Origin of the sequence: Microbacterium sp. LTA6, from assembly GCF_045690355.1 — a bacterium.
In the GTDB taxonomy this organism is placed as follows: domain Bacteria; phylum Actinomycetota; class Actinomycetes; order Actinomycetales; family Microbacteriaceae; genus Microbacterium.
The window spans coordinates 602,930-615,605 of the sequence record NZ_CP147855.1; the positions used below are offsets into that span (position 1 = coordinate 602,930).

11 protein-coding genes are annotated in these 12,676 nt (G+C 64.1%); 4 read left to right on the forward strand and 7 right to left on the reverse strand.

Going from position 1 to position 12,676, the window contains the following annotated elements; genetic code table 11:
- The first annotated feature begins 116 nt into the window (after positions 1–116).
- The gene (locus LTA6_RS02840) at positions 117–1,127 is read left to right on the forward strand and encodes a LacI family DNA-binding transcriptional regulator (RefSeq protein ID WP_407358587.1); all 1,011 of its coding nucleotides are present in this window, start codon (positions 117–119) and stop codon (positions 1,125–1,127) included.
- A gap of 70 nt (positions 1,128–1,197) precedes the next feature.
- Here the strand turns inward: LTA6_RS02840 and LTA6_RS02845 are convergent, their stop codons facing one another.
- From LTA6_RS02845 to LTA6_RS02855, 3 genes are all read right to left on the reverse strand, one after another.
- Positions 1,198–2,559 carry an MFS transporter gene (locus LTA6_RS02845; protein ID WP_404904177.1) on the reverse strand — a complete coding sequence of 454 codons (1,362 nt, stop codon included), beginning with the start codon at positions 2,557–2,559 and terminating at the stop codon, positions 1,198–1,200.
- Positions 2,560–2,813: 254 nt separating this feature from the next.
- The gene (locus LTA6_RS02850; protein WP_404904175.1) at positions 2,814–3,224 is read right to left on the reverse strand and encodes a hypothetical protein; all 411 of its coding nucleotides are present in this window, start codon (positions 3,222–3,224) and stop codon (positions 2,814–2,816) included.
- Between the two features lies 1 nt (position 3,225).
- Positions 3,226–3,717, reverse strand: coding sequence for a hypothetical protein (locus tag LTA6_RS02855; RefSeq protein ID WP_404904173.1), 492 nt, complete (start codon positions 3,715–3,717; stop codon positions 3,226–3,228).
- Positions 3,718–4,006: 289 nt separating this feature from the next.
- Here LTA6_RS02855 and LTA6_RS02860 point away from each other — a divergent pair, with 289 nt between their 5' ends.
- On the forward strand, positions 4,007–4,183 hold the full coding sequence (locus LTA6_RS02860) for a helix-turn-helix transcriptional regulator (RefSeq protein WP_241244671.1): 177 nt from the start codon (positions 4,007–4,009) through the stop codon (positions 4,181–4,183).
- A 1-nt stretch (position 4,184) separates the two neighbouring features.
- Here LTA6_RS02860 and LTA6_RS02865 read toward each other — a convergent pair whose 3' ends face one another.
- From LTA6_RS02865 to LTA6_RS02880, 4 genes are all read right to left on the reverse strand, one after another.
- A complete protein-coding gene (locus LTA6_RS02865) occupies positions 4,185–5,231 on the reverse strand; it encodes a TniQ family protein (protein ID WP_127481804.1) in 1,047 nt (348 codons plus the stop codon).
- A 5-nt stretch (positions 5,232–5,236) separates the two neighbouring features.
- Positions 5,237–6,193 carry a hypothetical protein gene (locus LTA6_RS02870; protein WP_127481803.1) on the reverse strand — a complete coding sequence of 319 codons (957 nt, stop codon included), beginning with the start codon at positions 6,191–6,193 and terminating at the stop codon, positions 5,237–5,239.
- Entirely contained in the window at positions 6,190–7,281 is a 1,092-nt protein-coding gene (locus tag LTA6_RS02875) for a TniB family NTP-binding protein (protein ID WP_127481802.1), read from the reverse strand. The genes LTA6_RS02870 and LTA6_RS02875 overlap by 4 nt, the downstream gene beginning before the upstream one ends.
- A 2,005-nt stretch (positions 7,282–9,286) precedes the next feature.
- Positions 9,287–10,030, reverse strand: a complete 744-nt coding sequence (locus tag LTA6_RS02880; protein ID WP_127481800.1) for a TnsA-like heteromeric transposase endonuclease subunit — start codon at positions 10,028–10,030, stop codon at positions 9,287–9,289.
- A 385-nt stretch (positions 10,031–10,415) separates the two neighbouring features.
- On the opposite strand from LTA6_RS02880, the gene LTA6_RS02885 reads away from it, so the two are divergent.
- Positions 10,416–10,844 (forward strand): MarR family winged helix-turn-helix transcriptional regulator, encoded by a 429-nt coding sequence (locus LTA6_RS02885; protein WP_341975949.1) that lies wholly within the window; start codon positions 10,416–10,418, stop codon positions 10,842–10,844.
- 98 nt (positions 10,845–10,942) lie between these two features.
- Positions 10,943–12,553 (forward strand): SPFH domain-containing protein, encoded by a 1,611-nt coding sequence (locus LTA6_RS02890; RefSeq protein WP_407358588.1) that lies wholly within the window; start codon positions 10,943–10,945, stop codon positions 12,551–12,553.
- Positions 12,554–12,676: the final 123 nt, after the last annotated feature.

A 12,676-nucleotide genomic window follows, 5' to 3' on the forward strand; every position in this document is an offset into this window, starting at 1 on the left:
CGAGCTAGTGAACAATCAGAATAACATGAGTGCTAGCGCGCACAAGTCAATCCTGCAGACTGTTCCTTGCTGTGGTGGACTTGGTGAGGAGCACACCCTGCAACGAAGGAGCGACAGTGGCATTGCAGAAATCACGCCGTCGGGTAACCGCGGCAGACATCGCTCGATCACTCGGAGTCTCGCGAGCGACCGTGGGGTTCGTTCTCAACGAGACCCCCGGGCAGACGATTTCTGCAGCGACGACCGAGCGCGTGCTCGCGGAAGCGAGACGCCTAGGGTATCGGCCACACATCGCTGCGCGGGCTCTGGCCAGTGGACGAAGTCACCTCGTACTGCTCGTTCTTCCGGACTGGCCTATCGAGTACAGCCTTCGAGAGAACATCGATGAGGCGACCCACGCGCTCGATGAGCACGGGTACGCGCTGATCACCTATACGCCGCACGAAGGGGCGCGCGCACGCCCGCTGTGGGAGACGCTGCAGCCGGACGTCGTGATGGGCCTCTTCCCGTTCTCCGACACGCTGATCGACTCAATGCGCGCAGCGGGAGTCGAGCGAATCGTCCCGGACCCTGAGGAAGTCTCGGAGGTTCGCTACAGCGAGGGCGGGCCTCGACTACAGGTGGAGCATCTTCACGACCTGGGCCACCGTCGGCTCGGTTTTGCCCGACCGAGCGATCCACGGCTGTTCGAGCTCGCGGACGCCCGCGAGGAAGCGGCCACGGCCGCAGCGATCGAACTCGGTCTCGAGACGCCCGCTACCCTCGAGCTCAATCCTGCAGCTTCTGAGGTCGATCCGCCCGTCTCGGAATGGATCGAAGCCGGCATCACAGGTGTGGTGGCGTTCAATGACGATGTCGCAGCGGCCATCATCGGGGCCGCCGCGCGTGCGGAGATTGCTGTGCCTCAGAGCCTCGCGGTCATCGGACATGACGACACCCCTATGGCGCTGATGTTCGAGCCGCGTATCTCGAGTGTTCGGATCGACTCGACAGGCCTGGGGCACTACCTCGCCGCTCTGGCCATTCATGCGATGGATGAAACGCCGACTCCGGAGTGGGAGCAGACGTCCGCGGTCAAGCTCATTGCCCGAGCGTCGACATCCGTGACCCCGACCACTCAGGAGTAGTCGGGCTCACATCCACACCCTCGGGGCCCGCAGCGACGCTAGTCGCTGCGGGCCCCGCCATCTTGTCGACTCAGCGCACTTGCCGAACTCGCATCACGATGAGACCGCCGACCAGAGTGATCGCTCCGGCGATGAAGTAGAGCAAGGTGTAGTTCTTGTCCCCGGCCGAAGTCACCCCGATCGCGAGGATGAGCGGAGCAACGAACGGCGCGATCGCCTGCGGAATGGCAGTGGCGAATCCGGCGATTCCCATGAATCGACCCGCATCCGTGTCACGCTCGGGAAGGACGTCCAGGAGGAGCGCCTGATCCACTGCAGAGAACGCTCCGATGCCCACGGACGCGATGAGCGATCCGACGAAGAGCATCGTGATGTCCGTCGCGACAGCTTCCGTCACGACGCCCGCGGCGAAGATCACGGATGCCAGGAGAACGAAGAGCCGACGGCGGCGCAGCTTGTCGGAGAGGAAACCTCCACCGATTGCCCCGATGGTCGTGGCTGCGATGCCGACCAGGCTCAGAGTGGCGAGAATGCCTGCGATCTCCTCGACACTGATGTTCAGGCGAGCCGCAAAGAAGAAGGCGGTGAAGGCGGTGTTCAGGGTGAGCCCAAAGTAGAAGCAAAACCGGCCCGACCAGACAAGCGAGAAATCGGGGTACTTCGCAGGGTTGAACAGGTACTTCCGGAACGTCGTTCCGATGGTGAGAACGCCCGAGATAATCATCTCGCGGCTGTCCTGCTCTCGAGAGAAGAGCAGGAAGAGGGTGAGGAAGAAGACGCCCACCAGGCCGGGGACCAAGAAGAGCAGGAGCGAATCCGCGACGAGAGTGCCGGCGATAATCACACCGGCGACGGGTGCGACCTGAGTGGCAAACCCGACAAGTCCGGCGACCTTGCCGCGCTGGTGCTCAGGGAGGGTATCTGCCATCGAGGTGGTGAGGATGGCCAGGGCCTGGCCCCACCCGATCTGAGCCAGGATCCAACCCACCCCGAGCAGAAGCACGTTCGGCGCCAAACCCATGACGAACAGCGACCCCACGCCGACGAGCATTCCGCCGAGGATCCACGGACGTCGACGACCCAGACGCGAGCGCGTCCGGTCGCTGAGGATTCCGACAATAGGAGTGATGATCATCACGACGATGGAGGCCGCCCCGGTGATGTAGCCCAGGTACACCTCTTCGAAGCCCGGCGCCAGTGCGCTCACCCGCACCGCAAGAGAGATCGCGAGCGGAGTGATGAACGCTACGAAGATTCCGAACTGTGCCAGGACGAGCAGCCAAATGTATGAGCGCGTGGCCTGAAGCGGACGAACGAGGCCCGTAACCGTGCGGATGCCCTCCTGGAGCGCACCAGGCGCGGGAGGAAGTGGCGACGGCAGCTCGGTCCTTGATCCCTCGGCGGGAGTGCCGGGATGAGAGGGCGTGGTCATGATGACTCCATTGTCGAAGGGGGTACCGAACTCGGCACGGTTGCTAGACGGCAAACCGCTCAGGATTCGGGACCTGCGCGGTAACTTGCACGCGCAAGTTGACATGACTGTAGCCGGTCGCACTTGCGCGCGCAAGTTGCAATCGATCAAGTGTCGCTCGCACCGTTGTTAGGCGCGACCACATGGCTGCTGGCACTCGGTTTCTTGAAGAGTTTGAAGAACTTGAATCCAGAGCGATCCTGCATGGCCTGCACCTATTCGAACAGTCGGTACTCGCCTTCGAGGCCCTCTCGGACCGCGTCACCTCTCGTCTCGGCCGCGTGACCTAGGCAGAGTGTCGAGACCCACATTCTGATCACATACTGCTTAGCCTGCGCCCCACATACCTCGCACGTCTCGATACTCTCCCACTCAGCCGCACGCACCGCCTCCGTAAATGCCTCATCGAAGCTCGACGGGTCATCAGACGGGTCGGCGTAGAGGCTCAGGGCGCCAAACTTCGATTTCACCTGCTGTATGACGTAGTTCGGGGCGATGACGGACAGTGTCGCATCGAGTCTGGTCAGCAGCGGGTACCAGCCGGCTCCGACTTCCAGCAGTTCTGGCCAGCCTGGAGCGATCCGCTTGAGGAGGCCCTGGAGTTCCGGCGGATATTTCTCGGTCAAGTTAACTTTCTCGTTCCGTGATGGCGGTCATGACGGTGAGTTCCGAGCTCGGTTCGCGATCGGTTTCGCACTGATGGCGTGTGGCTTCTCGGGCCTGTTGGCGACGCCGCGACCGCTCGCGAAACTCGCGTCCTACGCGAAGGCTGCGCATGACGCCGTTGTCGAAGCTGATCATTCCTCGTCGGCGCCATTCGATTGCCGCGTGGCCGCGGAAGCCCGCGACTGCGCGGCGCCGCTGCATGAAGTCTAGGTTTCGTGGCAGGGGTCCGGGGAGCCCGTCAGTGTCTGGCAGAAGGTGTGTGAAGAGCTCTGCAAAGGTCGGACCTGCTGTTGTGCGGCGACGAGTCTGAGCGATGAAGATCGCCGCCGCCAACGCCCACTGCTCGGCTGTGTCGTCACCGGTGAAGTCCTCGAACATGAACACCCACTCAGCTGGCGGCGGCGAGTCGATTTCCTGCCACCAGATCGGGTACGACTCGAGCATCTCAACCATCACAATCGCGGTCGCTCGCACGGGCCTTCCCGCGACGCGACCGCCTGTCATCGGGATGGGCAGCACACGTGCAGGGAAGAGCGGAGCGATCCGACGAGGACGAGATTGTTTCGTATGGCCTTCCGAATTATGCCATACCGATTAGGCCATGCGAGGAGTGGCCCGTCGAGACGCTTGGTAGGTGCCCCGACGGAACGATGAGATTGAAGCGGAGTGGAGCGCGTACTCCCAGCGCTTCGCGACCTCGCTCCGTTCCGCACGCGAGCGTGCCGGGCTGAGCCAGGAAGATGTGGCATACAGATCGGGCCTCACGCGGTACACGTATCAGAAGTACGAAAAAGGAGAGTCGCGTCCTGGGAACCCGGCGAACCCGACGCTTCGAACGATGCTCGCGCTCTCGCAGGTGCTTGGTCTGCCTCTGGCTGATTTAGTCCCCGACGGCGCCCCGGATCTCCGCAGCCGCTAGGTCACGGCAGCGCCAACTCATCTGGTTCCAGGGGAGATCTTCGGGTCACGCTCAGTCGCGATGTGCCCTCAGTGTGGCCTCGCATGAGTCCGTCCAGTATTCGTGGCGAGACGTGTCGGAGCAGGCATGCCCGTTGAGTACCGGACGCGACGATGAGCGCGCGATCTTGCGGGCATAGGGCGTTCTTGGCGCTTTTGGTTCGTCTGAGCCCCGCAGCGTAGAGGACCGCGCGGTGCGCGTGACCGATGACGGCGCCCGCCCAGTCGTGTAGGCGCTCGTTTACTGTTGCACTTAGCGCATTTGCGATGATGTTTGCGAAGCCATCGATCTGCGGTAGTGCCGATCGCGACACCTGAAGGACGCCGCGGAGTATTCGTGGGCTCATCGCGACTTCGACAACTCTCACTACTTCGGGATAGCCGCACAACATCACCTCCTCAAACGTGGTCGGTGCAGGTAGGCCGAGCCGTTGGGCGCGCTCGTCGAGGAACGTGTCACCGTCGTGCCCTTGGGACCACGCGAGTACCGCTGCGGTCGCGAGGTTGTACTCGCCGGTGTGCAGGGCGATGCCGCGTTCCCACAGTGGTCCGCGCAGGGTCTCTTCGGCGCGGCGCGCGGACGCCCCAACGGAGACCTTTATGTCCAGTCCGCGAAGCGTCCAGCGGCCATGCCTCAGGCAGAGAGGTCCGGTTCTCGCTCGGGTAGTGGTTGCGAGCCCACCGGCACATTCCACGCAGGCAGTGCGTGGTTCGGCAAGCGTGCGGCACCGCGGGCACTTCTGAGGCTTCCAGCGCGGATGACCGCAGCGAGTCCACATCCCGTGGTCTTCGAAGGACACCTCGAGTGCATCATCGGGCAGGCCGCAGAGCCGGGCGAGCGCGAGCGCGATACGTGGATCGGTGTCGCTCCACGTTGAACGCCCCGCCTCTCGAATCAGCATGCGGCGAATCTCCCCAACCTCCAGGCAGTGCGTCTGGGCGATGCGCCCGATATATCCACTGACCGTCTCGGCGGGCACCGGGTCGACGTAGATGGGCAGGGTACGCATCGCGTCTATCGATGGCGTGGAGGTTGGTCGCGCAGCGTCGGCAGTGGACGACGAGCGTCGTCGTGGCGCAGAAAGACCGCTCGAATACGAGGGACACTGTCACGGACCAGACCACCAAGCGCTCCAACTTCAAGGGGGCGCCCGTGCCGCAGGGGCTTGGTTTCTGAATCGCCCAGTCGTAGTTCACGGCCGGAGGCCTGGAACATCCCGTGCACGGAGCTGAGTCGGTGCCGTGACCTCGACGCGACTGCCGTCACAGCCGCCTCGACCATCGCGGCGACGGGAAGGTGCCCGATCTGTCTGTTGCGAAGGAACGCCAGTGCCGAAGGCGCCGTGAGGAATGCGGTCAGTTCGACAGCATCAGGATAGAAGTCGCGCAGGCGCTGGTCTGCGCTGCGGGTGGAGTTATCGCGGTAGACGAATTCACGGTAGGTCGAGATGATCTCGCAGGCGAGCTCGATCTCGCCCGTGTCGAGGCCGATCCCACGCGCCCAGAGAGTTCCTGTCAGGCATCGTTCCGCGCGGGCATACGCGACGGGGATCCCAATCGCCTCGTCGCGCCCGTCGTAGTGCCAGCGCTCGTGGCGTGCACAAAAGGCGCCGGCCCGAGATTGGACCTCGACCTTCATACCACTCGCGCACCGCCGACACATCGTGACCGGCTTGGGAAGCGCGGAACAGCGCGCGCATTGCGCGTGGGCCCAGTTGTTGTGGATGCAGCGGCTGAAGAGTCGGTTGGTGGTGTCGTCTCGGTCGAACCAGTTCGCTGGTAGATCGTCGAGTTGCGCGACCACGTCGGGCGCGGCCGCCGGCGTTGTCCGCAATGGAAGCCCCTGCTTCGACTTGCGGATGGCGGTCCAGAGTTCTCCGGCCGTCAGGGAGTTGCGTTCGACGAGCCTGTTGTAAAGGCTCCGCACGGTTTCGCCCGGGAACGGGCTGACCGTCGCCGGCAGCACTCTCATCGGCCAGCCTTCGCCCGTCGCCCTCGTGATCGTCGTGTGCTCTGTGCCGCTTCGTCGGCTACGCGATCTTCAAGTCGCCGTATCGTCTCGAGAACCACTAGGAGATGATCCAGGTCGAGTTGTTCGGAACGATCACGAATCGCATCGCGAGCGCAACGCCGAATCGCCTTGGCCATGCGTCCCAGCGATCCTCGCGAGATCTCGCGAAGCTCCGCGGCAATCCTCAGAATGTCGCCTTCAGTCTGACGGATGAGGCAGAGCGAGTCTTCAAGTTCAGTGAGGACCCTTCCCCAGACCGCAGCTCCCTCGTTGGTTGCGACGTCGTACTCGTCGAACTGGACAGTCTCAAATCTGGCCATGATCTGTTCTCCCCGGGACCCCCAGAAGAGCCCGTTCTGCGCGACGTTCACTCCGGCGTAGATCATCGTTCCGGGGCAGCGTTCCGAGAGTTCCTTGAGCGCGTCCGCCGCTTGTTCGCTCGCGCGATAGCGCAGATCGAGGCGATGGATATCGTCGATGATGACGATCTCCGTCTCACAGGCCCGCATCACGTTGCTCACCCGACCCAGCAGCGTCTCGTAGGACGCTGTCTGAGAGAACGGAAGCGCGTAGAACTCCGCGAGCTTCTTCATCATCGTCTTCTCGGTCGCGTGCGTGGGCACTTGAGCGAAGGCGACGGGGATCAGGTCCTTTCTTCGAGTACCCGCACGTTCTCGCCGCGCTCGTTCATATGCTCGCCCGAACTCTTGGACGGCCGTCGTCTTCCCCATACTTGGTCGTCCGGAGATGACGACTCCGGATTTGCTCGCGTCGGGCGAGCGATTGTCGGCCATCGCACTGCTGGCTGCCGCAACGAATCTCCGAAGTGAGGGTGTGGCGATACGAGCACCCACCGACATGAAGCGCTCGCGAGCGATGTTGTAGATTGCTCGGTCCGATGAGGCCATCTCCTCGTACGCGCTCATGGTGCAAGGCGCGGGACGTGGAGCATCGAACTCGACGAACTCCCGCCATCCTTCCTTCGTCGTGTAATCGAAGTTCACGGTCGGGGCATCGAAGTCGAACTGGGCGAGCAGATCGTCGAACATCACTCCGTTCCTTCCGCTTGACGCGTGAGCCCGAACGGAGGCGCCACCGGCCAGCTGGACGCAGCCTCTTCGGTCGAGTCGTCGCTGCTGGTCGGCGCGATCTCTCGCTCCGAGTCCGTGGGTGCTGGGGAGAGCGTCGCCAGCTGGTTGGTGATCCCGAGAGGGTCGGTCATGTTCGACTTCGCGCGCTTGCGCTCGCGTGAGGTCAGGGACTTATTGCCGGTGCTCATGAAGCGGCGGAGGACCTCGTTCAGGTCGTCATTCGTCGGCGCTTCCTCACCGCGCGCTGCGGCTTGTGCGCGTGCGATTCGCCAGATCTCATCGGCCATCGGCATATTCGAGTACGGGGATCGCCAGCTGAGTGGGATGAATTCGTCCTCGAGTTGGAGCCAGACGATCATGGGGTTGTATGGATCGACGTGAATCGGCCATTGACCCGCGTGTCGGCGATCGGGCGATCGCTTGTTGCGCAGGGTGCCCAGCGCTTCGGAGTCGTATCGTCGGAGGTCGAGGTTCACTCCGTAGTGATGGATTCCGCGCCATTTCTTTGGGAGCAGTGCGATGTAGTGATCGGCGGTGAGTGGGATCAGCAGCTCGGGGACGGCTTGTCGGTATGCGCTCACCATCTGATTCGGGCTGAGCTTGAACTTCGGGTGGCGTGGGTCCCGTAGTGAGCCGTGGGGGCGGTTCTGCCAGATTGCCGCGATCCAGTCTTCGAGCAGCTCCTGCAGTTGTTCGAGCGTGAGCAGCCGGTCGGTCGGGAACCTCTCGTCGCCGCGCATGTCGGCGCTCTCGCCGAGAAAAGAGACCACGTACTGCGTGAAGCGGTTCTTGATCGTGCGGAACATACGCTCGATCTTTGCCTTCTGGGTGGGCGTGTATGCCGCCGCGAGGTTCAGGGAGATGCCGAGTGTGCGACATGCATCGGTGAAGTGTCTCGACACATAGGATGCTCCTCGGTCTGTGGTGATCGTCTCGGGGAAGATGTACTGTTGCGCGTCGCGTGCGTCCTCAAAGCGTTGCGCAATGAGGTCGTCGTCTCCCACCCAGGCTTGGGCGATGTTTCGACGGTTGGCGCGAACACCCTCGGGCCGGTAGGCGTACGGGACGAGAGCGCGTGCGAGCAGGACAACGAGATCGATGCTGCGCGTGCCGATCGTCACGATCGCGCCCGGAACGCTCCGAGAGCATTCGTCGAGCAGGATCGTGAGGTCAGGACGCACCTGTTCCCCGTCGCAATCGACGAGAATCTCCATCGGAGTGGTGTCGATCAAGACCTGTTCGCCGGGGCGCATCCCAGTCCGGTTGCCGAAGACGTGGCTGGGCTGGTTCGCCGTCGTCCTGCGCGTGCGCGCCGTTCCGAATGTGTGCCGTCCGGCTTCCAACCGTTCCATCAGGCGATAGACCGTTGCCCTGCTGGGCACGTCAACCGCGCCTTTTCCGTACCGGGTTTCGAGATCGCGCTCTACCATCCAGATCAGACGGTCGGCCGTGCCGGTCGACGCTCGAGTCTGACCGTCCATCGCGGAGACGATCGCTTCGATGAGACGCGGATCCTGTGTTGATCGAGGCCTGTCCGCCATCCCGAATCGGCGCCGGTCAAGAAGCCCAGCGACGCCGAACTCGTCGAGAGCGGCAAGCTGCCGCGTCACCTTGATCGCGTTGTAGTCCGTTCCAAGTCGACGATTCACATTGTCGACGGTCACCTGGTAGGCAGGCGTCTTCTTCGTCCCGGCTTCAAGGAGGTCCGAGAGTCGGTCGAGTTCTTCGAGCCACACGTCCACGACTTTGCGGTCGGCGGGTGGGAGCTCGTCAAGGACACCCAAGTCCAACACGTCGGTCGTCGACCGCACTGTTGCTGGCTCGCCGCGCTCAGCGAGATCGGCGTTCAGTACCTCGAGATCCTCGCCCATCTCGGCGTTGCGCAGCGTGGTGTAGGTCGCCCGGACAGCGACGACTTGCAGGTCTTCGTCGTTCCATCTCACCAAGTCGCCGGGATGGACGATCATCGGTCTGGCCCGAATCGGACTACGGCGGACATGCTCAGCGGACGGCTGAGATCGCATCGAGCGATGTCGGACCATATGAGGGCGTATGCCGCTCCGAGTGCGCTGTTTGGCGCGTCGTCGAGGAGCGCGACGAGGTCGACGAGTCGAATCGCACCGGAATCCGGTAGATCCCTGAGAGCCACGCCCTCGAGCCACTGCGGGTCGCGGTAACGCAACAGGAACCTCAGGTTCTGTTGCGTCGCTCCGGGTAGATCGTCGAACACGAGGTAGTCCCATCCCAGAGCGGCCGCCATTCGCCGAGTGAGCTCGAACTTCGCCGCATCCTCCGGTTCGATCTCTGACCTCTCCCTCACGTCGACGAGAAGAGAGGTGCCGTCCTTGCGGCGAACGAAGTAGTCGGGGGCATGCCGGCGCTTCGGGTTACGCCAATGAATCCACATCGGCTGACTCGACACCACCTCAGCACTCCGGGTTCGATCGAGACTCATCAAGAACGCCCGCTCCCAAAAGGACTCGAAGGGCACGTGCTGGCCCGTCGAGGCAAGCCAGAAGCGTCCCTCGACATTGCGCTTGTGGGGGTAGTCCGGAAATTTCCGGACTGGGGCCGTCTCCTCGAAGGCGATCGACCCGGCATCCGCTGGTGTCGCCTCCCGGGCGAACCCGTGAAGCGAGTATCGAATTGTGGCCGCCAGGGCGTTCGTTCCATCGATCGCCTGAAGCCAGTTGGTGGTCAGCGTCATTGCGGACTCCGTTCGGCCCCGGTGTCCGTGGAGGTGTTCCGCGGTGCGGGTCCTGACTTGTCCGGCAAGTTACTCCGCCATTCGGCGCGGAACCGGCAACACGCCGCCGATCTACAACTCGGGTGCGAATCTACAACTCCCGTGCGACGTTCTACAGGTAGATGAGATTTCTACAGATCCGGTGAGACAGGACAACAGGCATCCTCCCCAAATCTCCGTGACCAAACCGTTGCATTCGTTACCGCGCCGTTATACAGTGATCGCACGGTGAATGTTTGCTGTGGCACTCACCGCATGTGATTGCAGGACACTCTTGGTGCAAGGGACAAGGGCCGGTCGGGAGCCTCTCCGACCGGCCCTTTACTGTTCCCAGTACGCTGTGAGAATGACCGACCGCAAGCTCGCCATCGAGGCGTGGGAGAGCCTTTTCCGGGCGCAGCACGAGCTGTTCGGCGAGATGATCGCCGACTTCGACAACGCCGCCCTCACGCAGGCCGAGTACGACGTGCTGCTCACCGTGACCCGGTGCTCCGACATGACCGCGCGCCTGCGGGACGTCAACGCCAACATGCTGATCAGCCAGCCCAGCGTCTCTCGCCTCGTCGACCGGATGGTCGCGCGCGGCCTCGTCGCGAAATGCCCCGACCCGCAAGACGGCCGCGGAGCGGTGATCCGCGCGACGGATGCCGGCGCCAAGGCATTCCGCTCACTCGCCACCGTGCACGGCCGCACCATCGCCGAGCGGATGTCGCACCTAGACGACGACGAGCTGCGCACCCTGCGCGACCTCGCCGAGAAGCTGCGCCAGGGCTGAGCATCCGCCGTCGAGCGCGCACCGAGACGGCGCTTTCCCACGATCTGGCATAGTTCCTCGTAAGGCTCCGCGTCAGCGGAGTGGACACGGAGGAAGTCATGCAGTTCACCGACGCCGTCGGCACCCTTTTCTTCATAGGCATCGGCATCGTCGCCGCGATCGTCATCGCTCTGGTCGTGCTGCTGCTCGCACGCAGCTGGATCAAGGTCGCCCGCGCCGATGAAGCCCTCGTCATCTCGGGCCGCAAGCAGAAGGTGCAGCGCGCGATCATCTCGGCCGACGGCTCGAGTCACTCCGAGATGGAGGAGTCGCCCGTCACGGTGATCGTGAACGGCAAATCGCTGGTCAACCCGATCACGCAGCGCCACGAGATCATCTCGCTGCGCTCACGCCAGGTCTCCCTCAACGCCGAAGCCCAGTCGCTCGACAGCGTGACCCTGAACGTCGACGGCGTCGCGATCGTGAAGATCGGCTCCGACCCCCTCTACGTGCGTCGGGCCGCCGAACGCTTCGCGTCGCAGGACAGCGCGATCGAACAGTTCACCACTGAGCAGCTCGAAGGAGCGCTCCGAGGAATCGTCGCCACCCTCTCGGTCGTCGAGCTGATGCGCGAGCGCAAGAAGTTCTCCGACCAGATCGCGGCCGAAGTCTCCCAGGAGCTCGCCGAGCAGGGCCTCATCCTCGACTCGTTCCAGATCAAGGGCATCACCGACGCGGTCGGCTACATCCAGTCGCTCGGCGCCCCCGAGATCCAGGCGAAGCGTCAGTCGGCGGAGATCTCGCAGACCAACGCCGACCGCGCGATCAACCAGAAGAACATCGCCAACAAGGAAGCCAACCTGATCGAGCAGACCGCGCTCGACACGAACACGGCGAACTCCGACTCGGGCATCGGCCGGGCACGCGCCGAAGCCGAGCAGGCCGAGCACCTGGCCCGCGCACAGGCTGAGCAGGCCGTCCTCCAGCAGCAGGCGGAGAACAAGCAGGCGCAGCTGGATGCCGACATCAAGCGCGTCGCCGACGCTCAGCGCTATGAGGCGGAGACCCGCGCGCAGGCCGAACTGTACACACGCGAGCGCGCAGCCGAAGCGGCCGCGATCGAGCAGGTCAAGCAGGCCGAGGCCCGCACCCGCATCGCCGAGCAGCAGGCACAGGCCGACCGCGCCAAGGCCGATGGTGAGGCGGCGGCGACTCAGGCGAAGGCAGCCGGTGAGGCGCACGCGCTGCGGGCTCTCGCCGAGGCCGAGTCCGACGCGCGCCGCCTGCGTGCCAACGCCGAGGCCGATGCCATCCGCGCCGAGGGCGACGCGAAGGCCGCCGCGCTCGAGGCCGAGGCGAAGGCCATCGCGTCGAACCAGGACGCCTTCCTGTCTCAGCAGGTGCTCCAGGTGCTGCCGTCGATCATGGCCGAGTTCGCCAAGGGGTACGCGGCGATCGGGAACGTCTCGATCATCGGATCGTCCGGCGAGGACGGCGCCTCGAGCGTCATCGGCGCCGACAGCGCGAAGGCGCTGCGTTCGGTGTTCGACAGCGTGCACTCGGCGACCGGTCTCGACCTCGCCGGAATCATCCAGGGCCAGGCGGTCGGCCGCGGCTTCGGTACCGGAGTGGCCGAGGCGACGGCTACGGCGAGCGCGCCGTCGACGCCCCGCACGCCGGCCCCGACCACGCCCCCGCCTCCCGCCCCGGCGGCCCGCGCCGCGGAGTAGTCGACACCGGAGAAGAGCGGATGCCGCGGCCGATTCGGTCGCGGCATCCGCTCTTCTGCGTCCGCGGCGTGCCGGTGCCGGCGACCGCCGGTTCATAACTCAGGAAGATCGGCACCGGCCGGC

Bases quoted from the DNA above. Each gene is read 5' to 3' on its own strand.
- LTA6_RS02845 (WP_404904177.1), bottom strand. From the start codon at position 2,559: ATGACCACGCCCTCTCATCCCGGCACTCCCGCCGAGGGATCAAGGACC.
- LTA6_RS02855 (WP_404904173.1), bottom strand. From the start codon at position 3,717: ATGGTTGAGATGCTCGAGTCGTACCCGATCTGGTGGCAGGAAATCGAC.
- LTA6_RS02865 (WP_127481804.1), bottom strand. From the start codon at position 5,231: ATGCGTACCCTGCCCATCTACGTCGACCCGGTGCCCGCCGAGACGGTC.
- LTA6_RS02870 (WP_127481803.1), bottom strand. From the start codon at position 6,193: ATGAGAGTGCTGCCGGCGACGGTCAGCCCGTTCCCGGGCGAAACCGTG.
- LTA6_RS02875 (WP_127481802.1), bottom strand. From the start codon at position 7,281: ATGTTCGACGATCTGCTCGCCCAGTTCGACTTCGATGCCCCGACCGTG.
- LTA6_RS02880 (WP_127481800.1), bottom strand. From the start codon at position 10,030: ATGACGCTGACCACCAACTGGCTTCAGGCGATCGATGGAACGAACGCC.
- LTA6_RS02885 (WP_341975949.1), top strand. From the start codon at position 10,416: ATGACCGACCGCAAGCTCGCCATCGAGGCGTGGGAGAGCCTTTTCCGG.
- LTA6_RS02890 (WP_407358588.1), top strand. From the start codon at position 10,943: ATGCAGTTCACCGACGCCGTCGGCACCCTTTTCTTCATAGGCATCGGC.